Here is a 23,264-nt window from a genome sequence, read left to right as displayed (position 1 = left end):
TCTAAGCTATTTTACAATAATCATTAGAATAATTTTTAATCTTTGCATTATAATAATTATATTTTATATTTAAATCTTTTAAAGAACTTAAATTTTCTTTATCGTATTTAAAATGATAAAGTAAATTTTCTTTTTTATCTTCAAATAAAAACTCATTATTTTCTTTTGCACCTAAAAGAAGTTTTTCATAAAAAAATACTCTTGTATTAAATTCTTTAAAGTTAATATCATATTCTTTTTCTATTTTTTTAATATCAAGTAAAGATTCATTTTTGATAAATATATCACAATGATTATCATAAATATGGATTAAATTTGACAGAGATGAAGCATTATTTAAAAAGATAATTCTTTTGTTTTTGTCTTTGTTTTCTAAGATGAAATGGTTTAGGTTTTTAGAGTGGGAAGTTGGGTTGTATTCTTGAAAATCTTCTTTATTTTGTTCTAATATATTCTTATTTTGAATTTGATTGAATGCTATAATGCTTTTATAAAGTTCTTTTCTTGCTTTTAGATAAGTATCTGTGATTTTATCTTTGTGTAGTAAGAATATAATATAAAAGCTAGAATTGTAAGGAAATTTTTCTTCTATATATGGTGTGTTTAATAAAGCTTGATTGTTTTGATTAAAGTCAGCAAAACTTTCACAAAAATATAAAGCTTTTAATAGATAAGGTTCTGAACTTATATGGATAGTGTCTATTGTATCTTTTGGGCTTAATATTTTGTAATTATTTTGCATTCTTTCGATAATATTTTTACTATCAAGTATAGGAGCTTTTTTAAAGTCATAAAAAGGATAATAATAATTTTTTAATTCTTCTGAAATTTCACCATTACGATATAATTGCATTCTTTGCATATTTCTAATTTGTGTTTTATGACAATGTGCTAAATTATAATAATATTTTTCTTCAGGACTTAAATGAGTTTCAAATTCTCTCATAAAATCAATAAAAGAAATACCACTTTCTTTTAACCAGTCTTCTATTTTAGAATTAATCCACCAAAGGATTATCATACCAGTGCCAACAATACTAATGGCTGCCAAAACACCTAATAAAGTGCTACTTGTATAAATTGCTGTTACACTAAAAGTTGTAATGGCTGCTGTGCTTATTATTGGTATTCCTATTTTAAAAAGTTGTGAAGCTATGATTTCAGAGCCAATTTTTACAGAAACTTTTAAACCATCTTTTGTTTTTTGATATTCTATTAAAGCATCAATTACACTAAGAGTATTATTTGCTCTTTTTATGATGATTTTAAAAGGAAGAAGGTAGGGTTCGAGGTTTTTGAAAAAGTTAGATATTGCATCCCTTGTATTATCTATAAATCCAGTAGCACCTTTCATGGCTTGAATTTCATTTTGGTGCATAAAATTTTCTGTTTTATTTACATCTTCTACTTCTTTAAGTAGTTTTTCTCCTATCTCATCTACACCTGCATCTTTTAAAAGAATTTGCAAATCTTTTTCTGTTTCGTTTAATTCTCTTTTAGGTAATTCTTCTTTTTCTAATTCTTCATTCATTGTTTACACTCTTTTAGTTTATTTTGTATGGCGTTAAGTTGATTGATTTGTTTTTGACCGAGTTTGAGTTTTGGATAATTATTGTTTATATTTTCTATTTTCATTTTAAGATAATCATCTTTATGAGCAATAAATTTAATTTTTGAATTTATAAGATTGATATATCTATCAACTGCAATACCAATTTTTTCTATGCCATTTAGAATTGCTATGGTTTTAGGATTATTTAAATCACAAATAGGGGCTATGGAAAGTTCTTCTAGGTACATATTATTAACAAACGCACCATCTAAGCCAATCAATAGATTAATATATGTTACAATTTCTATTATTTCAAAATCATTATCATCTTTTTGTAAAAAATCCTCTTCTAAATGAGTATTTAAAAAAAATAAAAAATCTTCAAGTGCATCAAATCTTTCCTTATCAAATAAAAAATAAGTTTGATGTCCTATAAAAGTTTTTTCATTATCTAAAAGATAAAGTATAATATCCATATTTAATCTTAAGATAATTTGACTAGCTTTTCTTGAAAGTTCTTCATCTTCATCTATAAATGAATAAATAGTTAAAATTCTTATATCTTCAATACCAGCTTGTATCATCTTAAGATTTTTAATAATCATTTGTGTAACTTTTTCTTGATTATAGGTTTCTTTGCTTAAATTTTTGGCATACTCTAATTCTTCTTTACCTTCATTCTCACTCCATTTAATTAAAGCACTAAGATTTTCTCTTGCTTTACTTTCATTTTCTTCTTTAAATTTTAGAGCTTCATGGATAAAGTCATAAGCACTACTAACAATTATGATAAAAATCAATACAATAATAGTAGAAATTCTTTTTGATATTTTAAGCAAGTTTTTTACCTTTAAAAATAATATTGTTTTGTATTTTAGTATTATTGAATGAAATGCTAAAGTTTTCATTTTTATTTATTGTTTCATCTTTGCTATTTATTTCTTTATTTGCAATTAAAGAATTGATATAAATTTGATAAGCATCTTCTAAATCTTTAAAACCAAGTCTTTTAAATTCATTAATACTTTTATAAAGTTCTTTTCTTGCTTTTAGATAAGTATCGTTTAGTTTTGCTTTGTAAGAGATAAAGATAGTGTAAAAGCTAGAGTCAAATTCTAATTCTTTTATTGTGTTTTCATCAAATAAGGCTTACTTTATCTTTATCAAATAAAACATAATCTTCACAAAAATATAAAGCCTTTAATAGATAAGGTTTTGAATCGATGTTGATATTATCAATATCTTGTAAAGATAGTTTTTGTATATAGGCTATTTTTGAATTATTGATTACTTATATAGACATAAGTTTATAACTATTATATTCTTGATTAAAGTGATTAAGATTTTCTAAAAATATTTTATACTCATTGATATAATCTTTTTCATTTTGCATATTGTTTAAATACTTAAGACTTTGATTGAAAATATTATTATTGTAAAAATTACAAGAAAAACTATCAAAATTAAATTCTTTTAGTAAATTACTATTTTTATTACCTATAGAACATAAAGGAGTGAAGGAATTTTGTATGTTTTTGTAGTAAGGGTAGAGAGAGTGTGTAGTAGATGTTATTTTCCCTTCTAGAGAAGTTAAGTTTATTATAAATAATTTTTTTGCTTTTATTGTTATATTTAAAATTAAAATTATCCCTGATGGAGTTAAATAATATAAAGGTCTTTCATTAAAATCTTTTTCTAAATATTCAATTATAAGATTTCTAGAAGTTTCATTTTTAATAATATCTTTCAAAAAATCTAATTCTTCTAGTGCTTGTTTTTGATAAAAATCATCTAAAACAACACTTTTTTCTTGCCAATCTCTAAAACCTGAAATTCTAGCTAAAAAATCCCCAAAATCATAAATTCCTATAAAGAGGTCTACAAAACTATCTTTTATATCCTTAAGAGGTTCTGTTAATTTTTTATCTTTCATTTTCTAACCTTTTTAATTTGCAAAGAAGAAGTAAAACAACACTAATTAATTTCCTAGCGAGAAGGATAATTGCTAATAGGTAAAGTATTACTAATAATCCATATTTGACAAAAAAATATCCACCAAAAAGTATTATGATTACAACCATACTATCTGGAATAAGCAATAAATCTCCAAAAATATTATATATCCAGTTTATAATCTTACTAGAAACACGATATTTACTTTTACAATTTTTGCATTTTATCTCTAATTTGCCTGAGAATATATTCCAAATATTTTGTAATTTATTGATTTTTGTTTTACAAACTTCACATTCTTTATAAATAGACATTTATCTTATTCCTTTACTATTCTCTACAATTTCTTGCCCCTCTCTTAAGGCTTCTTTTATACTTTCTTCAATGTTAATAGTGGCATTGTTTTCATTTGCATTCATCTAAAGCCTTTTGAATTTTATTTATCGTGTCTTCTAAAAAAGGTGATATATCCTTACGATAATTCCTAAAATTTTCTTTTAATGTCTTGTCGAAAAATTTTGAGCCATCTGGATCTAAGTTAATGAATATAGTATAACTTCTCTTTATTTGATTAAACATTAAGTTTCTATTTTCAAAAGAACATAATTGATTATTATAAAGTAAAAAAGAGCTCAGAATTGATATTTTTAAATAAATTGCTGCATTTTTATATTCGGTTCCCTTATCCAAATAACCTATACTCTCTAAGTAATTGTAAAAATCATCATAATGCTTTATAAAATTAAGTTCTTCTTTAAAAATTTGTTTTTCTAAATCTTTGGTAGATGCTCTTAAGCTTAGGTATTTTTGTTTTTCGCTTGAGTTTAAATTACTTATTAAATTAAGGCAACGAAAAAAAATTCGTTCATTACCAACTAAAAGGTAAAATGTCTTAGCGTAATTTTGAAGAGAGGCTTTATAATACCTATCCTCAAATCCAAATAATTTAGCTACCTTAAAATCAAAAATAGCCTTTTGCATTTTTGCATTTAAATCTTTAAAATCTTTTAGTTTTGGTTGATAATCATCTACAATTTTAATCATATCTTTAGGAATTGAATCTAAAGTCATTTTTTCAATGACTTTAGATTCTTGTTTTTTTTCAAAGCGATGATTTGCTTCCCAATAAATCGTGTATAAAGGAGAATAAAGTAATTTTGCAAGCACGGCAAGTATTATAATAAATATAATGCAAGGTATATAAAATCTTTTAAGTTTGTAAAAAGGTTTATTCATTTTTTATCCTTTATCTACTCTGCTTTAATCTCTCCACCTTTAACCACAAGTCCATTAGAGTCTATAAGCACTTCTATTCCACCTGCTTTGATAATCACACAATCAGGTTTTGCATTGATAATTGTTTCCCCTACTTGTATAGTCGCCTCGCTATCGGCTTTTAACTCATGAATAGTTTTTGCATAAGTTGTGATATTATCAGCTACCATGCTTGTATTTTTATCACTTTCAAATCCTATGGATTCATTACTTGTAAAAAGAATATTGTCTTTGCTTTTATAATTCATCTCTTTTTCACTTAACACTTGCATTTTATCGCTGATATTAACATCATAATGCCCCTCAACCACTTCCTTCTTATTCCCTTTGATGTTTCTTATCTCATCCTTATGTATAATAGTATTTTGATTAGATCCTATTTCTATGTCTTTGTTTTCTCCTACAAACTCATGAGAGTTTTTAGCTATTCTTACTTTATTATCTACTCCTACATTTAAAGTATTGCTTAACCCCACTATAGTATCTTTAGATAAACCTACATTGGTTAAATATTCTCCTCCTACATTGACATTTTTAGCTAGGTCTATGGTTTGAGTATGAATCTTTTTAATCCTTTCATTATAAATTCCATCCACTATAGAATCTTTATCATTTAAGATTCTTTGAGTGAAATTATGTTGCACTAATTCATCATAATCTTTTTGGGCTTTTAAATAAATTTGTTCTTTATCTTTTATATTTGAGAGAGTGAGTTCATTATAACCTTCTTCATTTGCACCTATGGTCTTAGAAGAAAGAGAGGTTTGATGATCATTAAAAGGAAGATTTACTAAACTTGGATTAGTCCCATTATACAAACTAGAGCTCACATAAGGTTTATCTATATCATCATCTAAAAAAGAAATAATCACTTCATCTCCTATTCTTGGAGTATGAAAAAAGCCTGAATGATTACTTGCTATACTAGAAGCTACTCTTAAAAAAGGAGTGTGATGATATAAACTTTCTTTTTCATCTAATTCTTCTTGATTGGCATAAAGATTAATTCTTACCTTAACCCTTCCATACTCATCAGTATAAATAGTATTTCTCTCACTTTCTATATCCTTACTCTCTCCTATAACAATACCTTGAGTGCTATTAGGAGCTTTAGGTTTAGCTTTAAAACTTGGAGTAAAGATAATATTCTTTTTTAATAAAGTTAAAGTATTAGAATAAGATTTACTCAGCTTTAAATCTTTTAAATTTAAATGATCATTAGTATTAATAGAATTAGCTAAGATGGCATCATCCATTAAAATTTGAGTATTGGCAATAATAATAAAGTCTTTAAGTAAAGAAGTATTGTCTTGACTTTTTGTATTTTCATCACTCAATCCATCAAGATTAAACTCCTTATCATTTAAAGTGATAAAATCTCCTAAGCTAAGATGATAGATATTGCTTTTTGCTAACAAACTTTCATTTAAGACCAAGGCTCTTTTTTCTTTAAGAAAAGGCTTAGTCTTTAAATCAATGCTTCTTGTAAAAGAATATTCGCTCTCATAAAAGTGTTCATTATAATAAGCTTTATTGTTAAGTTCTTGTTCATAAGGAACTTTACTGGAGTGTAAAGATAAAAGATTTAAAGGAGTGTTAGAAGAGATACTAGAGTGGGTAAAAGAATTAGTCCTTAAGCTTTGCTCTTTATAAATAGAAGAAATACAAGCTTGATTTAAAATATTATTAACATTAGGATTATACTCAATTTCTTTACTTTTTACATTTTTATAGACATCACAAAAATAAATAGTGTTCTCATCTTCATAAAAAAAGACTCCATTATTATGGGTTAATCTTGTAATAAAGTCTAAATCACTTTCATTGTATTGAGAGATGAGCTCCTCGGTTTCATAATTAAAATGTATGTTAGAATAATCGATTTGTTTGTGCAATATATCTTGATAAAAACCAAGGGTTTGCTTGATCACTTCTATAATATTTGTATGAGTATAAATACGATTGGCTTTATTTAAAGAAAGTCTTAGTAAGACTGATTCAAGTTTAAAAGAAAAAAAATGCTTGTATTTTATTTGCTTAGTATTTGAAGTGCTATCATTAATATTTAAAGCACTTTCATGATTAATGCCTAGATATTTTATATAAGTGATAATTCCCTTATAGTTCTTTACCTCATTATTATCAAAGTTTAAGGTATTATTCTCATAAGGATTATTGATACTTAAAACAGCTTCTTGATCGATTAAAACATTAGGATGAAAATTAAAAGTTGTAGGGGTGCTTGGATTAGATAAAGTATTGGTTAAAGTATTTAAAGAAAATAAATCTTGCTCTAAGCTTTCAAAAAAGCCTTCACATTCTATAGAAAAAAGTTCTTCAAAACTTTCTTTGATGAGGGCTTTAGTGATTTTAAAGGGTAAGGGATTTGAAGTAGAGTTTAAAATATCAAGATTCATATAAGAATTAAGGGACATTGATAATCCTTTTGGGTTTTGTTAATAATTAATAGCCTATAAGCTTATGTAATTTATTTTAGCATAAAGTGGGTAAAATAAAGTTTATTTTAGGGTGTGGGTTACGAGTGAAGAGAGATTGTGATTTTTTGAAATAAAATTTTTAAACATATTTTTGTGTTAGGTTATTCACATAGTTTCATATATACTATTGTATATTTTTTTTGCACATTACCTAAAATTTTTGCCCAACCAAGCTTGGCAGTATTTTCTTCTCCTAATACAAACTTCATTTCTGAAGAATAGTTGATTTTAAGATATAAATCAACACAAAATTCATTATTTGTTAAAAACATTATACTATTTTTTAAATCATTATATTTAGAACCATTTGGCATATACTTAATTGCTTCTTGATATGAAATATCCTTTATATAGATCGCTATTTTGTTTTGATAAGAGATAAATTTATCACCTAATATAAAATTATTTCCTAGAGTATGATTCTTTATCCCTAATTTATTTTTTTGAGAATCTGAAATTAAAATTTGATGTGGCAGGTTTTCAATAATTGATAATTTATCCTTAAGTTTAAAATTGGCTTGCAAAACTCTTTCAATGTGTGTTTTTGGGCGTCTTAAGCTCAATAATAAAGGTGCAAATGGTAAGTATTTTTTTGCAATATCGTATTCTTTAATTCCCAACATGCTAAATAAAATTTTTGAAATTGAATCTTTGAAATTTTCATTAAAAGATCGAGGGTAATTTTTTAAACTTACTACATCAAAAAATATCCAAAGTAAATAATGATTAAAAAAATCAAAGAATAGAGTCCAACCCTGATCGCCATCTTCATTTCTTGACAGTTTATCTAGCATAAATGAAGGAAGTTGTGAAGAGACTCCATGCAGCCCCATGAAATTTATAAACAATTCTATAACTGATTGTTCGTGTTCTGAAAAAATGATTTTTTCTATATCTTTATTTGGATGTTTTAAACTTTTATTTGTCCTTAAAAATATATTCTTTCTTCCATAGTCTTTTTCTAATTTTTTTATTAATTTAAAAAAACTATATGAAGCAAGATTGTTCATATCAAAGCTTTTTTTCCAAAGGAAGCAGGATAATGTAAAATTTCTTTTGAGTCAAGACATTTTATCTTTAATTCACAAAAGGAGTTAATACTAGCAAAAGATGCTAAAAATTTAGATATAATCAATCCTAATAAATATACCTCGCCTAAAGTATAAAACTTCGAATCTTTAATGCTAAAAATAGCTAAGGTTCCTTTTTTTGTGATATTTTCATCTATTAAATAAGTGCTTTTACTTTGAATATCAATTATAGATTCTTGCAAAAGCTTATAAATCTTCCAATTTGATTGATTATCCAAAAAGCTATAGCTTTCCAACACACCAAAAAAAGCTTTTTTGCTCAATATTGTTTGATATGAAAAAGATAATACAGAAACAAGCTTCCATAATAAGTTACCATCAACACTACATCTTCTTGTTTCGCTTGGAATTTCCACATTTTTGGTATCGACACCTTTGAGGTTGCAGGTATTAATATCACCTATTTTTAATTTTGAAGGTAAATCTCCATTGGAACATAAAAGATCAATACTTATAGTTTCATCCATTAAACAAGAGGAAAAGAAGGAAATTTCGCTAAATACCTCTCCTTTGGAATTCTTTTTAGTATTTACACTATAAAAATCCTTTTGATTATCTTTTAAAAATTCAAAGCGTTCAAAACTTTTATAGTTTTTTAATAACCTTTTGCCACCTTCGCTATTGTGTGCTTTAACTTGTAGTGTCTGTATGATTTCATAAGCTTTAGGTTGGCTTCTATCCACAAAAATTCTATAACTATCTTTTTTGTGATTATTTATAAGAGGTTCTGCACTTTTTGCAAAGATATTGATAATAGGCGTCATGCCTAAAGAAAATAATTCTTTTCTAAAAATACAATTTGCCGGAAATGGTTTAGAGAATTTAAATTCAATATTAATCGTCTTTCCTTGACAATTATTTAAAATATCCAAACCATTGATTCTTAAAAAATTAAACTTATGTGGCATAAAAAAATATTCTCTTAACAAAGAAAAAGCTTCAAAACCTAAATCATTATAAGATAAACTGCTTTCATCTGGATTTAATCCTATTTTTTCAATATTATAGGTATTAAGAAAAAATTCTTCATCGGTATCTAAACTTTGAATTTTTAATTCTTTTAAATAAGAATGCATGTATAATAATAAAGTGCTAGACATATAAGTATCATTGCCTAGATATAAATTAATTTTTTCTAAACCCAAATCACATATTTTTGTTTCTGCTTTATTGACTTGCAAAGTTAAATTGAAAGTATAATCTTGATTTTTACTAGATATAAAAACTTCATTGATGGAGATAGGATAAAGATAAACATCATAAACTGTTTTAAATTCACAAACACATTTGTCTATTGGTTTTGATTTAATAAGAGTTCCTTTAGGAATGATTAAATTATTTTCTTTACTATTTTGTTCAAATTTAAATTCTTGCATACATAAAGAAGGTAAAGGATTTGTATAGTTTGGGGAAATGATATTGATTAGAGACTCTGCTATATGTGGTATATTTTCATCAAGCTCTTGATGAATTTTAGAACTGAGAATAGCTAAATTTTCAATAATTCTTTCTATATCAGGATCTTTACTATCATATGCTAAAAACGGAGTTAGCTTTGGATAATTTTTTATAAAATACTCTCTTTTTTCATAGAGATATTCAAGTTCTTTTTGATAATAAAAAATATTATCCTTCATTTAACCTCGCAATATCTATTGTTTTTAAAGATGATTTCTATATTAAATTCTTTAAAACGATCATTCCGAAAGAAACATTTTACAATAAAAGAAAGCTGCCAAGGACTTAAATTGCTATCGTAAGTGATAGAAACTACACATATTCTTTTTTCATAGTTATCAATTAGTTTTCTTATTTCCTTAGCCATTGATACGCATAATTCATTAGAGTTAAGATTAATATCAGCCATATTAGGCATTCCTAAATTTTTTACAGCATAACAATCATTAATTTTTGCATTGAGCAAAACCTTTATATTGTTTTTTACATCTTCAAAATCATTTTGATAAAATGGAATATGAATGTTTTGCTCGTCTAAATTATGGATCAGTTTATCTAGCAGGGACATTATTATTCCTTATCTAATTTTCCTACTAAAGAAAGTTCAAAATTACCACCCATATATTTAAAATGAGGTCGGACACTTAGTCCTATTTTATACCACCCTGGCTCTCCTGGTATATCATCAACTTTCACTTGTGCTGCTCTAAACGGACGACGACTTCTTACTTCAGAAGGTGGATTTTCTTGATCAGAAATATATTGTCTAATCCATTCATTAAGACCATTTTCAATATCGCTTCTTTCTTTCCAGCTCCCTATTTCTTCTCGTTGTAAAACCTTTAAATAGTGTGCCAATCTTGAGATTAAAAAGATATATGGAAGCTGAGTTCCTAGTCTATAATTTGTTTCAGCTTCTTTGCCTTCTGGGGTATTTTGAAATATTTTTGGCTTTAATGGAGAATTTGCTGAAAAAAATGCTGCATTGTTGCTATCTCTTCTTAGTGTTAAAGTTATAAAACCTGCTTCAGCAAGTTCATATTCTCTCCTATCTGTAATCAAAACCTCTGTAGGTATTTTTGATTGTATAGTTCCAAAATTTTCATAAAGATAAGTAGGCAGATCCTTAACAGTTCCTCCGCTTTTTGGTCCTATAATATTTCCACACCATCTATATTTAGCAAAGCTTTCTGTTAATCTTGTACAAAAAGTATATGAAGAATTAGCCCACAATAAATGATTATGTGAAGCATGAACATTTTCTTTATAGTTGAAGCTTTTAATAGGATTTTCTTCAGGGTCATAAGGGCTTCTTGCTAAAAATCTTGTCACTAGTAAGCCTGTATATTTAGAGTCTTCATTTTCTCTAAAAGTTCTCCATCTTGTATATTGAGGCCCCTCTAGCAAACCTTGTAAATCTTGAATATTTGCAAGTTCAGAATAATCATCAAACCCAAAAAACTTTGGTCCAAAAGATGTTAAAAAGGGAGAATGACTCATAGCCGCAATACTAGCCATTTTATTTAAAAAAGTCATATCAGGACTTGCTGATCCAAGTTGATAATCTCCAATGATTGCTCCTACAGGCTCTCCTCCAAATTGTCCATATTCTGAAGAATATATATTTTTATAAATAACGCTTTGTGTGATGTCTGGATTATTTTCAAAATCTTCCAAAGCTTCTTCTTTTGTTATATCAAACAGATCAATTTTTATATTTTCATTAAAATCAGTTCTTTCAACTAGAAATCTAAGTCCACGCCAAGTAGATTCGAGTTTTTGAAATTCTTCATTATGTAAAACTTCATCCATTTGTTTTGAGAGTAAATGGTCAATATGGGCTATCATTTCATCAAGTGCAAATTTATTGATTTTTTCTTCAGCATTATCGCTTTTTACAATCTCTGAAATAAATTCAGCAACACCTCTTTTAGCAATACTATAACTTTCATCAGTTTTAGAGTATTTGCTTTTCTCCATAATTTGTTCAATAATTGGCGTATCAACTGCTTTAGTATTTGCCATCTTAATTTCCTTGTTCTTCTTGTTTAATTTCTAAAAGTAATTTTTCTTTAGTTTTTTCATTTTTTAACGCTTCTAAAACAGCTTTTCTAAAATCAGGAATATTACCCATAGGACCTTTTAAAGCCATTAATGCTTCTCTTAGCCGCAATAATTTGTTTAGCTCGGGTATTTGTTTAGCTAAGCTATCTGGAGAAAAATCCTTCATGCTAGCAATATTGAGCTTAACATCAAGCTCTTCAGCTCCTGTTCCAAGAGTATTTTTTACGCTAAAACTTGTTGTTATATCGAGTTTTCTCATAACTTGATCAAAATTAATCTTATTAATTTGTAAAATTTCTCTTTCCTCTAAAGGAGTTTCGTTTTTTCCTTTTAAATTTGCCATTACCATTAATTTTAACGGCAGCTCTACATCTTCATTTTGTCCATTAGTTTTAGCTTTATATGTAATATTAATCCGCTCTTTTGGAGCATGAGATCCATCTGACATTTAAAATCCTTAAAAACAAAATTTTAGTTTAGTAATTATATTAAAATTTACTAAATTTAATCTTGCATCATTTAATTTTATTTTTTGCGTTTTCATATTCTTCGGCTAGATAATCTTTTAGTAGAGTTTTTTCCATTAACTCTACTAAGTATATATTTAAAATTTTAGAGTTCTTTTTCATTCCTTTTGATTCAAAAATTTTTACCATATCTAGCAAGGAATTAATATTATTCATAATAGAATTATTAAAATTTTCTTTATCAATATTCATCATCATTTGCTCAAAATCTTGCAATGTGTGTTCTTTTTCGGTTTTTTTACTTGAAAAAAAACTTTTTTTATTTTCTTTGGGTTTAACAAAATATTTATAAACTTCTTCTTTGCAGATAAAATCACCATTTTGAAAACGGAGAAGTTCAATAGCATCAAATTTAGAAATAAAATCACTTGTTAATATTATAAGAATGTCTAATTGTTTATTTTTTTTCTTTTTCTCTAAAAAATCACAAAAGAGTTGCACACCCTCTATCCAAAAAGGATTTAAAATAAGTTCATGCATAAAACATTTAATATGTTCTATATCATTTTCTTTATCAGAAAGTAATATACGAATTATATCCGCATCAGGTTTTCTTATTTTGGTAATTTTTTCATTATTACATTCAGGCAAGCACCTGATTTTTCCCCACATTGCTTGGGTGAATAAAGCGTAGATATTGAGATTATTTTCATCCTCTTCCAAAAGCTCAAATGCAAGTTTTTGATAAAAATTTTTATATTCTCTCTCGTTTAAAGAGTTAATATTATCGCTTCTAATATTTACAGATACTTGGACTACAGGAGATTTTGGAAGTTGTGGTGCAACTTGAGCAATTTCAATTTTTGCAAAATTACAAGATAGTAAATTTTCAAATTCAGAAAATAAAGCAATAAATTGATTAATAATTTCAGATGATACAAGCACTTTTGTTTTATTGTATTCTTGAATAAAATTTTGAATAAAAATTTGAATTTTTCGCATTTGAGCTGATATATAAGCATTATTTTCATCCATAAGTTTTTTTAAATGTTGAAAAAGAAGCAAAAGCTTTTCAAAGCATTCTTCATTGTTTAAATTGAAACACGATAAAAGAAAATAGTTACAAACTTTAAAATCTAAAGAATGATGCAATAATATAAACTGAGAATATTGATAAACTTTATCCCAAGAAATATTTTCATGATTTAAAGTCTTATATTTTGACATCTCATCTTCAAGTAACTGAAATTCTTGTAGCTCATCTAAATTATTTTTCAATTGATCGCAAAAAAACATTTAATTCCTCCAAAAATTTTCCTCATTATAATTAAATTTTAAAAAATATTATGTTAATTTTTTAAAAAAATTTACTCAATTAATCACAAATTATATATTATAGAAAGGATACTTTGGTTTTATGTTTTGTAAAAAAAGCTTATTTTTTTTATTGCCGTTATTCTTTTGTGCTTGCTCAAGTGTTGTTAGTGTTAAGATAAATAATATAGAGAATTCCAATCTTAATAATAGATATGATGATGTTCCTGTTACGGCTATTGTATATCAACTTAAGGATATTAAAAAATTTGAAGAAGCAAGTGATACAGATTTGGCTACTAGAGAAGATGGGGTATTGGGCAAAGATAAGCTTGATTCTATTAAAACGCAAATTGCACCTAAAGACAATATTATCGCGGTTAAAGTAGATGAAGAAGAGGTTCCTTATGTAGGCGTTCTTGTATTATTTGCAAATAATACAAAAAAAGTAACAAAAATATGGGCAAAGACCGAAGATGCAAATGGGTTTGGAAAGAACAAGTATTTAAAATTTGAAATATCCAAAGAAGGTATCAAAAGAATTAAATAGGAATCATATATGGCAAATAAATTAAAAGTTGCTTGGTTTGATGGGCTTAATATTGGACAAACCCATTTTGAGCAGCAAGAAAGATTTTTTAATAGAAATATAGATCTTAAAACTATAAATATATATAGTAATTTATATGGAATAATAGACTTGGAATTTTCTCAAGAGATGTTATTGCAAGGAAAAATTGCACTTTCTAAAATTTCAGGTATTGCACAAGATGGAAGCATTTTTAATGCACCTGAGCAAGATTTGTTGCCTGAGCCTATTGAAATCAATTATGAATCTTTAATTGATTCAATTGTGGTATTAAAAATTCCTATCGGAGTTACTGATATTGCTGATTTGTCTTTAAGAAATACTTTTCCAAATTCAAAGTATATATGTCTTAGAAATAGTATTGCTTTAAGAAATTATGATGATTCAAAATCCAATGCAATGGACAAAATTGAAGATGAGTACGAACTTGAAAATCTGACTTTTACACAAGAGAAAAAAGATTTACTTCTTGCTAGTTTAAGATTAAAACTCGGCATTTTAGGCAATTCAACTCCTGATGAACTTGAATTGCCAATTGCAAAAATTAAAAATATCGATATCAATAAAAAAATCGAATTAGAAAGTGATTTTATACCCACTTGCTTAAATATCAGCAAAATATCTACCATAAGATCCTTTTTAGAAGAAATCATTTTTTCAATCAATCAACATAAAAAAGTTCTATCTAATGTTTTCAAAGGAATCGATCAAACAAAAAATACATTGGATTTTAGCACTTTTTTATCTCTTAATCTTTTAAAAAAATGGTATTTAATATTTTCACATCTATCAAAAAAAGATAAAATACATCCTGAATTTTTATACGAAAAATTTTTAGAATTTCAAGGAGAGCTTGCAGCTTTTAGCAACGAAGAATCTTTTTTAGATTTTATTCCTTATAAACACGATAATCTCTATAATACTTTTTTAAATATGATGAATAATCTAAGATTGTTATTTTCTAAAATCACAAGTCCTAAATATTTTATAGCTAAGACTAGTATTAATGGTAATGGTTTTTATGATTTTATTTTTGATAATTCAGGAATTTTAGAGGATGCCGAAATTTATTTTGCAATCCGTGCAGATGTTACTACAGAATATCTACTTAATAATTTTAAAATTCAAAGCAAGATACATACGCAAAGTAAAATTAAAAATATAGTAGCAACCCAGCTTAAGGGCTTAAATGTAGATCAAGTACCTAATGTTCCATCTAGTATTCCTTATTTAAATGGTTATGTTTATTATAAAATAGATAAAAGAGATCAACTGTTTAAAGATTTTAAAAATGAAAGTATCATTAGTATGTACTTGACCAACAATATAAAAAACCCTGATATTATAATGTGGGCGGTATTTCAATGAAAGAAATAAATGGAGAAAAAAAGGCATTAAGCTTACTTCTTGATTCAAATTTTGATGGTTTAAAAAACAATAAAATTATTGATTATTCTTTGGAGTTGCTTTTGCTTTCTTATAGACTTTCAAAAATAAGCTCTATGGATACAAGTAATATTAATCAACTTAGAGAAACATTGATTAATAAAATTTTAGATATAACCGCTAAATTAAGTATATGTAAAGAATATGATGAAAAAGAAATTATTAAATTCAAATATTGTCTTTGTGTCTTTATAGATGAAAGTTTAATGAAAAATGAACTTTTTATCAATTTTTGGGCTCACAATACTCTAACTGTAAGATTATTTGATGAAACATTAGGTGGAAATAATTTTTATGATATTGCATCATCTTGGATTAATAATCCTTTTAAGTTTAAAGATTTTTTGGAATTTATTTATGCTTGTTTAATTCTTGGTTATAAAGGAAAATATAATGAAGTCAAGGATAGAGATGAAAAAATAATCCATTTTTGCAATAATATTGCCACATCTTTAAGACCGGTTTATAAGATGGAAGAAGATCTAGCTTTTAATAAAGCATATAAAACTGGTTTAAAAGAAAATATTTGGCAAAAATTTATAAGATTGTATTTTAAAAAACTTATTATCATTGTTCCAGTATTGATTATATTAGGAGTATTAAGCTATGCAATTTTTAATTTAGAAACTAATAATCTTAAAGTGGATAATAATATATCTGTATTGATAAAAAATTTAACACATATAGAATAAAGATATTAAATTTTTTAAATATCAATTTATTTGTTATGAGTAAAATTGAATAAAAATTGTTTTACTGCTAGAATAAAAAATCAAATGCAAACCATAAAGGATAAAATAATATATGAAAAACAAGCTTTATCATTATTTAATACAGTAATTATGCAAATTAGTATAATTATAATATGAGTCGTGTTATATAGTTCACTCCCTTTCTAGGGCGTGATTATGCCGCAGGGTTGCAGCCTTGTGGCAAAACCCTTAATGCAATTATACTAAACAAACTCTTTAACTTCTTTAAAAGTTTATGAAAAGATTTTACTTTTTATTCCTTAGCACTTTGTTTTTTGTACCTTCATTTTTATTTGGTGCAAATATTAAAAATATAAAACAACATAGAAATTCAATAGAAAGGAGAGAAGCTTAGTTAAAAGTTTGTTTGTTAAGCCAAAGGGATTGTTCTAAGCCCTGCAAAAGCAGGGGATACGAGACTTGCAATTATTAATAAATTTGGAAAGAATTTTATAATTAAAGCTTCAAGTTTAGAAAATGATATACAAATTAATTCTCAAATAGGAGGACACAATGCCTAGTGATTATAATGACATTATCAACATAGAATATAAAAAATCTACAAAATATCCTCCTATGCCACTAGAAAAAGAGCAGCACAGTTTGCTCCATTCTCAGTGCTTAAAGGATTAATGAGTCCATTGAAAAAACGAAAAAAGAAATAGAAAGAAAGCTTGAAAAAAGTACTTACAAGTGTGAATAATAATATTGTTTGTAAAAATTTGATATGATTTAAAAATATTTAAGACAACTTGTAACTGCATTTGATAATTTCTTTGCCAAAAGAACAAAATACCCAAATTTCAAGTCAAAGAAAAATGCAAGGCAAAGTTATTCTATTGTGCAAAATATTAAGCTAGATGACAAAAAAGTTTATATTCCAAAATTTACAGAAGGTATAAAAGCTAAAATCCATAGAAAACTTGATAGTAATTACATAATAAAACAAGCCTTTATTTCAAAAATAGTTGATGAATACTATATTGTAATTAATTATGAAAACAATAAAACTTTACCTAAGCCAAAAGTAATAAAAATCCTGTTGGTTTAGATATGGATTTAGAAAATCTTATCATTAGAAGTGATAGTGTAATTTATAAAAATCACAAATTTTTACAAGATAAAAAAAACAAGCTCATAAAACTTCAAAGACAACTTAGCAAAAAACAAAAAGGCTCAAATAATAGAATAAAAGCTAAACTAAAAGTAGTTAAAGCTCATCAAAAAATTACAAGAGCTAAAAAGATGATTATTTGCATAAGATAAGCGATGAAATCACAAATTTATATGATTTTATAGCGATTGAAAATCTAAATATCAAAGGATTAATTAAAAACAAACATTTATCTAAATCTATTACTAATGCTAGTTGGAGTAAATTTATTAACTTGCTAAGATACAAAGCTGAAAACAAAGGCAAAACACTAATACAAATTGATAAGTTTTTCCCTAGTTCTCAAATCTGTAGTCATTGTGGCACTAATACAGGTAAAAGCCACTTCATATTAGAAGCTTTACTTGTCCTAATTGTCTTATTAAACACAATAGAGATTTGAATGCTAGTATAAATATAAGAAACTATGCACTAGGCATAATCGATGATAGATATAAAATCAAATTAGATAAATCTAGGGTAGGAATTACCCGAAGTTACGCTTGTGGGTATAATTCACGATACAATCCCAACTATAATTACGCATTTTAGTCAGGATTTTTTAAGATAAATTACAATTAAGCTTTACCTTCTCTCCAATCATCGCTTCCGCTAGTTCCAGCAGCAGTATGTTCCCAAACTATTTTTCTATAGCTCATTGAAACTTTTAAAAGCTCGGTTTTATCATGATTACTTGACTCTTGTGCATTTGGCATTATTAATTCAATATTTGTAATAATTGCATCTTCCAATTTTGTAGTAAAAAAATGTTCAGATCCGCCACTTGTTGCGGTTCTAAACCAATGAACCTCGACTGTTGGAAGTCTTTCTCCTTTGGTAAGTGCATTATATAACAAAGGCACAGATTTATTTAATGAGCAAGTAAAAGAAAAAGGCTTATGAACTCTTTGTCCAGAAGGTTGTCCACTTTGCTGATCAACAGGCACGGTTACGATATGAGATACCTCTTGAGCCATGATTTCATCTTCATGACCCGATTTATATCTATTGCCAATACTCGCTTCAGTAGATGCACCACTTGAAATCAAACCTTGTGTGGAACCTTCAATTCTTATAAACGCTGGTTCAGCCATAAAAAACCTCCTTTAATTTTTTTTAACATTCAAAATTGTATCATTTTAATCTTAATCTATTAAATTTTTGCAAAATATTTGCATATTTGATATTAATATTTATTTGTTTTTACTTTAATAAGGAGTAATGATGTTTAAAAAAATATTTGATTTTATGAAATCAAGATTATTTATAACTGCTTTTTTGCTTTGTTGTATTTTTCTTTTTAGTATTTTATTTTGGTTTTGGGGTTCTTTAGTAGCTTTTAATGACATATATATTTTTAGTAGTTCATTTTTAAGATTTAGTATTATCTTGATAATTTGGCTTATTGTTTTTTTGTTTTTTTTATTAAAGCCTATTATAAATTTTATATCTTTTTTTAAAAGCGAAAAAAGATTAAAATTTAAAGACCTAAAAAAAGAAGCTGATGAGTTCATTTACAAATCTAAAAGAAATTTCTTTTTATCTCTTAAAGATGCCAAAGAAACATGGAAGAATGATTTAAAAACAAAAAATTTACCTTTAATTATCATCATAGGAAATGAAGGAGCTGGAAAAAGCACTTTTATTAATTATTCTGACATCGAATATCCACTTAGCGATAGTTTAGAGTCTTATAAAAAATTCCATAAGTCTACTAGAAATTTTGCACTTTATGTATCAAAAAAAGGTGCTTTGTTAGATACAGAAGGAAACTACTTTTCACAAGAAGAATTTTTTAAGCCTACAAGTAGCGACGAAATACCCGAAGATGATATAGATAAAAATAGAGATTTTTTAATTAAAAAAAATATATGGAAAAAATTCCTTACTTTTCTCAATAAAAATTTTTTTCATAGCAAACTAAATGGAATTATTTTAGTTGTCGACACTGTAATTTTCTTAAATAATCCTAAGGAGTATTCCAAAAATCTTATTAGATATCTAACAAAAAGAGTAAATGAATGTGAAAAAACTTTGAATTTAAAGCTGCCTATCTATATAGTTTTTTCAAAACTCGACTTGATCGAAGGTATGAAAGAGTATTTTGATATTTTCGATAAAAAAATTTCAGATAGAATTTTAGGATTATCTTTTGATAAAATCTTAAGTGAAGAATTTTTAAATAATGAATTTAAAGAATTAAGTGATTCATTATTATGTTCTTTGATGAGTAAAAATTCCCATATTTATAATATAGAAAATAAAAATAAAAGCTACTTATTTTTAAAACAACTTGATAATTTATTTGCATTAGCAAAGACTTTTATTTTGGAAATGCAAGAAGAAAACAAGCTTAAAAATAATTCTTATCTTAGAGGAATTTACTTTGTTAGTGCCTATCAAGAAAATATTCCTAGAAATTTCTTACTCGATGCCATATGTGAGAAATATAACTGCAAAAAAGTATTATCAAAATCTAGTATTATACATAATAAACAAAGCTATTTTGTTAAATCATTGCTTGAAGATTTAATTTTTACAGATTATTCTTTAAGCACTATGAAATCTTATCCCAAAAAATTATCTTTTTTAATTATGATTTTAATCATAAGCTTTGGAACATATACTATATCTTCTTATTTTATAAGTAAAAACAATAAAGAATTCGAAAAAAGCCAAAACACCTTAAGATCTTTACAATCGCTTCTTAAAGATCAAGATTATCAAAATTTAAATATTAAACAAAAAGCTGACTTCTTAGTTGAATTGAGAAATATTTTAAATACTTATCCTGAACTTTGGCAAGATAATAATATATTTCAATATTTAAATCTTAATCTCTCATATAAAGGATTTAAAGAAGCTAAACAACTTTATTATAAACTGAATGAAGATGTGTTAAAAAATACTTTATTAAAAGAAATGGAATATACTTTACTTACCGATACAAATAAAGAAAATTTAATCAAAACCTTATATATGTATAGATCTTTGTTTGAGCAAAAATATTTTAATAAAGAAATACTAAAAATTTGGATTAACGAGAATTGGAATACTTTAAGTAAGTATTCAATCTCTAAAGATGACTTTCTAGAAGGGGTGGATGAGCTTAAACAATTTAATCTTAAATCTTTTACAGAAGATGAAAACAGTATAAATATAGGAAAAAGAAAACTTGAGAGTATAAGTAGAACTCAAAGAATTTACATTCTTCTTAATTTTTTAAATAGCGACAAACCTAAAGAAAAATATCTTATAAAAGAGGATTTAGGTTTTGTTGCAAATAGTGTATTTTCAAATAATCCTCAAATAACTTCTATAGATAAAATATATACAAAAGTTGGTATGATGGGCTTTTTAGAGGATTTAAATCAACAAGTTGACACCGCAATCAATATTGAATCTTGGATGTTAGATAGCAATTTTAAAGAAAATAAAAACACTTTGACTATGGGTATTTTAAAATTATATTTAAGTGAATACCAAAATGCTTGGCAAAATCTACTCGCTTCATTGCAGCCTGTTAAGTATAATACCAAAGAGGCAATGCTTAATGAGCTTAATATCTTATCAAAAAAAGAAAACCCCTTATATTCTTTATTAAAAATTGTTAGTTCTAATACAAATTTAAATGATGCAGTTTTACTGACTCAAGCCTACAATTTAGGATTAAATGCTGGAGAAATTAGATCAAATTTTATTGGAGTAAGCAATGCTTTCACACAATATCATAAGCTTGTAAACAAAAATACACTTTTAAGTGTTGGTAATATAGAAGTGGATAAAGGCACTGATGATGAAAAAATATTAGATATTCTTAATACAAATATTACAAATGTGTCCAATAAAATTATAGATTTTAGCACCAATAATAACCAAAGTGCCGAAGAAAAAATTTCATATGCTCTTGGAGGCAATAAAGACGCTAATGATCCTTTTGCTGTATTTCAAATGAACATAAAAAAATTACCTAATGATTTAGAAAGATATTATAGTCAGCTTTCTAATTATTCGTGGAATTTTATAGAAAATCATGGTATTTCTTTATTTAATACTGCTTGGATTAATGAAGTGTATAATCCATTTATTAATGATATTGCACCATATTATCCTTTTAATGAGGAGAGTGTAGCAGATCTTAGTATGGATAGTTTTAAAACATTTTTTGGAAGAAATGGGATATTAAATAGTTTTTATAAAAAATACTTGAACAATGTTTTAGTAAAAAGAAAAAATAACTATTCTATTAATTCTCAATTTGCTTCAAAATTAAATTTCTCTAAAGAATTTTTAGATTTTATCACCAATGCAGGCAATCTCTCAAGTCTCATACTAAATGCCGATGATAATATAAAAGTTAATTTTACTATTCAAAGCCTTGATTTAAGTGCGGATTTTTCCTTTGTAAAGCTTGGCTATGATAATAGAAATATTCAATACGATCACACTCTTAATCAAACTCTACAAATTGTAGCAGAAAAATTCAATAATGGAACAAGTTTAAATTTTACAGCCTATAATTACTCTAATCCTAATTTAAATTATACAAAATCATATAAAGGAGAATGGGCATGGTATAAGTTTATAAAAGATAATAAAAATAATTCTACATACAGCATTATATTTAACAATAATAAAAACTTATATTTTGACTTTGAAATTATTAACGGTGCTAGTGATTTAGATAATATAGTTTATATTCTAAATAATCTTAAAATAGTAGAAAATATCACAGGAGTAAATAAACAATGATAGAAAAAGAAGAAATAGGAATTGTTATTGAGAATTATGACGAATGTATTAGTGGTTCTAAAACATTTGTATTTAACACAAAGGGTGGAACTATAGGAAGTGGTGATGATTGCACTTTTCGTATTCAAGATAAACTAGAACAAATCAAAAATACCCATGCCATAGTATCTTATGAAGAAGGATCTTTTACAATTGCAGCTTTTGAAGATTCTGACATTTATTATAACAAGTCCTTTTCTAGAATGCCAAGTGGCTATGGAATAATAATCAGCATAGGCGATATTTTTAAAATCGGTAATTTGGAATTTAGATTTGTGGATGCAAAAAGCATTGAAGAAAGTATCAAAGAAAATAAAAAATACTTAGAAGATATTGAAAAACGCAATCATTTTGATGAAATTGAAATTAAGCCTAGAGGAAAAACAAGTATAAATTTTGACAAAAACGAAGAGTTGAAAGAGATTTTAAAAAATAATAATTATAAGTTTATCGAAGAAGAAAAGGCAGATGACAGCTTTTTAAAAGAAATAATTCAAAAAAATCCAAATTCATTAGAATATGAAAATATTTTAAAAAGTTTGGTAAAAAATTTAAAAGATATTAAAACAAAACAACAAAGCTCTAAATTAAATAAAGGTTATTCTCCTATCAGTATTAAAGATTTTGAAAGTATTATTAATAATATACCCTTAATCAAATCCACAAGATTGATCAATATTTTAGCCCTTAGCTTAATCGCAAAAGAATTATATACTCCTATCTTTGAAGAAATGGAAGAAAATATGTTTATTAAATATCTTGAAGCTGCTATACAAAACAATATTAAAGAAGATAAGATTCTTTTTGAGAATCTTACCCTAAAAGCATTGGAAAAGTATATTAAAGATTTTGAGTGATTCT

General features: G+C 25.9%; 22 protein-coding genes. 9 read left to right on the top strand and 13 right to left on the bottom strand.

The window, feature by feature from the left end:
* Position 1: 1 nt before the first annotated feature.
* From CCUN_RS09885 to CCUN_RS00675, 12 genes are all read right to left on the bottom strand, one after another.
* On the bottom strand, positions 2-1,531 hold the full coding sequence (locus CCUN_RS09885; protein ID WP_027305864.1) for a hypothetical protein: 1,530 nt from the start codon (positions 1,529-1,531) through the stop codon (positions 2-4).
* Complete coding sequence (locus tag CCUN_RS00725; RefSeq protein ID WP_027305863.1) at positions 1,528-2,391, bottom strand: hypothetical protein; 864 nt, start codon at positions 2,389-2,391, stop codon at positions 1,528-1,530. Before CCUN_RS00725 ends, CCUN_RS09885 begins: the two co-directional genes overlap by 4 nt.
* 452 nt (positions 2,392-2,843) lie before the next feature.
* A complete protein-coding gene (locus CCUN_RS09850; protein ID WP_027305862.1) occupies positions 2,844-3,485 on the bottom strand; it encodes a hypothetical protein in 642 nt (213 codons plus the stop codon).
* On the bottom strand, positions 3,475-3,819 hold the full coding sequence (locus CCUN_RS00715; protein ID WP_027305861.1) for a hypothetical protein: 345 nt from the start codon (positions 3,817-3,819) through the stop codon (positions 3,475-3,477). The genes CCUN_RS09850 and CCUN_RS00715 overlap by 11 nt, the downstream gene beginning before the upstream one ends.
* A 91-nt stretch (positions 3,820-3,910) precedes the next feature.
* A complete protein-coding gene (locus CCUN_RS09845; protein WP_232087694.1) occupies positions 3,911-4,741 on the bottom strand; it encodes a hypothetical protein in 831 nt (276 codons plus the stop codon).
* Between the two features lie 14 nt (positions 4,742-4,755).
* Complete coding sequence (locus tag CCUN_RS00705; RefSeq protein ID WP_027305859.1) at positions 4,756-7,215, bottom strand: type VI secretion system Vgr family protein; 2,460 nt, start codon at positions 7,213-7,215, stop codon at positions 4,756-4,758.
* Positions 7,216-7,379: 164 nt separating this feature from the next.
* Positions 7,380-8,288, bottom strand: coding sequence for a type VI secretion system baseplate subunit TssG (gene tssG, locus CCUN_RS00700; RefSeq protein WP_027305858.1), 909 nt, complete (start codon positions 8,286-8,288; stop codon positions 7,380-7,382).
* Complete coding sequence (tssF, locus tag CCUN_RS00695; RefSeq protein ID WP_027305857.1) at positions 8,285-10,006, bottom strand: type VI secretion system baseplate subunit TssF; 1,722 nt, start codon at positions 10,004-10,006, stop codon at positions 8,285-8,287. Before tssF ends, tssG begins: the two co-directional genes overlap by 4 nt.
* Positions 10,003-10,395 (bottom strand): type VI secretion system baseplate subunit TssE, encoded by a 393-nt coding sequence (gene tssE, locus CCUN_RS00690; protein WP_027305856.1) that lies wholly within the window; start codon positions 10,393-10,395, stop codon positions 10,003-10,005. Before tssE ends, tssF begins: the two co-directional genes overlap by 4 nt.
* Positions 10,396-10,397: 2 nt before the next feature.
* Positions 10,398-11,852, bottom strand: coding sequence for a type VI secretion system contractile sheath large subunit (gene tssC, locus CCUN_RS00685; protein ID WP_027305855.1), 1,455 nt, complete (start codon positions 11,850-11,852; stop codon positions 10,398-10,400).
* A 1-nt stretch (position 11,853) separates the two neighbouring features.
* Positions 11,854-12,339, bottom strand: a complete 486-nt coding sequence (gene tssB, locus CCUN_RS00680; protein ID WP_027305854.1) for a type VI secretion system contractile sheath small subunit — start codon at positions 12,337-12,339, stop codon at positions 11,854-11,856.
* Between the two features lie 67 nt (positions 12,340-12,406).
* Positions 12,407-13,654 carry a type VI secretion system domain-containing protein gene (locus tag CCUN_RS00675; RefSeq protein ID WP_027305853.1) on the bottom strand — a complete coding sequence of 416 codons (1,248 nt, stop codon included), beginning with the start codon at positions 13,652-13,654 and terminating at the stop codon, positions 12,407-12,409.
* Positions 13,655-13,775: 121 nt separating this feature from the next.
* Here CCUN_RS00675 and tssJ point away from each other — a divergent pair, with 121 nt between their 5' ends.
* The 7 genes from tssJ (at position 13,776) to CCUN_RS10130 (ending at position 18,164) form a co-directional block, all read left to right on the top strand.
* Positions 13,776-14,222, top strand: coding sequence for a type VI secretion system lipoprotein TssJ (gene tssJ, locus CCUN_RS00670; RefSeq protein WP_027305852.1), 447 nt, complete (start codon positions 13,776-13,778; stop codon positions 14,220-14,222).
* Positions 14,223-14,231: 9 nt separating this feature from the next.
* Positions 14,232-15,629, top strand: coding sequence for a type VI secretion system baseplate subunit TssK (gene tssK, locus CCUN_RS00665; protein WP_027305851.1), 1,398 nt, complete (start codon positions 14,232-14,234; stop codon positions 15,627-15,629).
* Positions 15,626-16,399 carry a type IVB secretion system protein IcmH/DotU gene (gene icmH / locus CCUN_RS00660; RefSeq protein ID WP_027305850.1) on the top strand — a complete coding sequence of 258 codons (774 nt, stop codon included), beginning with the start codon at positions 15,626-15,628 and terminating at the stop codon, positions 16,397-16,399. The genes tssK and icmH overlap by 4 nt, the downstream gene beginning before the upstream one ends.
* Positions 16,400-17,300: 901 nt before the next feature.
* The gene (locus CCUN_RS09955) at positions 17,301-17,510 is read left to right on the top strand and encodes a hypothetical protein (protein ID WP_027305849.1); all 210 of its coding nucleotides are present in this window, start codon (positions 17,301-17,303) and stop codon (positions 17,508-17,510) included.
* A gap of 2 nt (positions 17,511-17,512) precedes the next feature.
* Positions 17,513-17,725 carry a transposase gene (locus CCUN_RS09950; protein ID WP_027305848.1) on the top strand — a complete coding sequence of 71 codons (213 nt, stop codon included), beginning with the start codon at positions 17,513-17,515 and terminating at the stop codon, positions 17,723-17,725.
* On the top strand, positions 17,713-18,015 hold the full coding sequence (locus CCUN_RS09945) for a zinc ribbon domain-containing protein (protein WP_027305847.1): 303 nt from the start codon (positions 17,713-17,715) through the stop codon (positions 18,013-18,015). Before CCUN_RS09950 ends, CCUN_RS09945 begins: the two co-directional genes overlap by 13 nt.
* Entirely contained in the window at positions 17,964-18,164 is a 201-nt protein-coding gene (locus tag CCUN_RS10130) for a zinc ribbon domain-containing protein (protein WP_269474150.1), read from the top strand. Before CCUN_RS09945 ends, CCUN_RS10130 begins: the two co-directional genes overlap by 52 nt.
* 26 nt (positions 18,165-18,190) lie before the next feature.
* Here CCUN_RS10130 and CCUN_RS00645 read toward each other — a convergent pair whose 3' ends face one another.
* A complete protein-coding gene (locus CCUN_RS00645; RefSeq protein ID WP_027305846.1) occupies positions 18,191-18,706 on the bottom strand; it encodes an Hcp family type VI secretion system effector in 516 nt (171 codons plus the stop codon).
* 130 nt (positions 18,707-18,836) lie between these two features.
* Between CCUN_RS00645 and tssM the strand changes: the two genes are divergently transcribed.
* Both tssM and CCUN_RS00635 read left to right on the top strand, forming a co-directional pair.
* Positions 18,837-22,364, top strand: a complete 3,528-nt coding sequence (gene tssM / locus CCUN_RS00640; RefSeq protein WP_027305845.1) for a type VI secretion system membrane subunit TssM — start codon at positions 18,837-18,839, stop codon at positions 22,362-22,364.
* A complete protein-coding gene (locus CCUN_RS00635) occupies positions 22,361-23,260 on the top strand; it encodes an FHA domain-containing protein (RefSeq protein ID WP_085296599.1) in 900 nt (299 codons plus the stop codon). The genes tssM and CCUN_RS00635 overlap by 4 nt, the downstream gene beginning before the upstream one ends.
* The last annotated feature ends 4 nt before the right edge of the window (positions 23,261-23,264 follow it).

The organism is Campylobacter cuniculorum DSM 23162 = LMG 24588, from assembly GCF_002104335.1.
Classification (GTDB): Bacteria; Campylobacterota; Campylobacteria; order Campylobacterales; family Campylobacteraceae; genus Campylobacter_D; species Campylobacter_D cuniculorum.
The sequence above is the reverse complement of the archived record's forward strand: the minus strand, read 5'-3'. Positions and strand labels throughout refer to the sequence as shown.

Excerpts from the sequence above, each read along its gene's own strand:
- CCUN_RS09885 (WP_027305864.1), bottom strand. The coding sequence starts at position 1,531 with ATGAATGAAGAATTAGAAAAAGAAGAATTACCTAAAAGAGAATTAAAC.
- CCUN_RS09850 (WP_027305862.1), bottom strand. The coding sequence starts at position 3,485 with ATGAAAGATAAAAAATTAACAGAACCTCTTAAGGATATAAAAGATAGT.
- CCUN_RS00715 (WP_027305861.1), bottom strand. The coding sequence starts at position 3,819 with ATGTCTATTTATAAAGAATGTGAAGTTTGTAAAACAAAAATCAATAAA.
- CCUN_RS09845 (WP_232087694.1), bottom strand. The coding sequence starts at position 4,741 with ATGAATAAACCTTTTTACAAACTTAAAAGATTTTATATACCTTGCATT.
- CCUN_RS00705 (WP_027305859.1), bottom strand. The coding sequence starts at position 7,215 with ATGTCCCTTAATTCTTATATGAATCTTGATATTTTAAACTCTACTTCA.
- tssG (WP_027305858.1), bottom strand. The coding sequence starts at position 8,288 with ATGAACAATCTTGCTTCATATAGTTTTTTTAAATTAATAAAAAAATTA.
- tssF (WP_027305857.1), bottom strand. The coding sequence starts at position 10,006 with ATGAAGGATAATATTTTTTATTATCAAAAAGAACTTGAATATCTCTAT.
- tssE (WP_027305856.1), bottom strand. The coding sequence starts at position 10,395 with ATGTCCCTGCTAGATAAACTGATCCATAATTTAGACGAGCAAAACATT.
- tssC (WP_027305855.1), bottom strand. The coding sequence starts at position 11,852 with ATGGCAAATACTAAAGCAGTTGATACGCCAATTATTGAACAAATTATG.
- tssB (WP_027305854.1), bottom strand. The coding sequence starts at position 12,339 with ATGTCAGATGGATCTCATGCTCCAAAAGAGCGGATTAATATTACATAT.
- CCUN_RS00675 (WP_027305853.1), bottom strand. The coding sequence starts at position 13,654 with ATGTTTTTTTGCGATCAATTGAAAAATAATTTAGATGAGCTACAAGAA.
- tssJ (WP_027305852.1), top strand. The coding sequence starts at position 13,776 with ATGTTTTGTAAAAAAAGCTTATTTTTTTTATTGCCGTTATTCTTTTGT.
- tssK (WP_027305851.1), top strand. The coding sequence starts at position 14,232 with ATGGCAAATAAATTAAAAGTTGCTTGGTTTGATGGGCTTAATATTGGA.
- icmH (WP_027305850.1), top strand. The coding sequence starts at position 15,626 with ATGAAAGAAATAAATGGAGAAAAAAAGGCATTAAGCTTACTTCTTGAT.
- CCUN_RS09950 (WP_027305848.1), top strand. The coding sequence starts at position 17,513 with ATGGATTTAGAAAATCTTATCATTAGAAGTGATAGTGTAATTTATAAA.
- CCUN_RS00645 (WP_027305846.1), bottom strand. The coding sequence starts at position 18,706 with ATGGCTGAACCAGCGTTTATAAGAATTGAAGGTTCCACACAAGGTTTG.
- tssM (WP_027305845.1), top strand. The coding sequence starts at position 18,837 with ATGTTTAAAAAAATATTTGATTTTATGAAATCAAGATTATTTATAACT.
- CCUN_RS00635 (WP_085296599.1), top strand. The coding sequence starts at position 22,361 with ATGATAGAAAAAGAAGAAATAGGAATTGTTATTGAGAATTATGACGAA.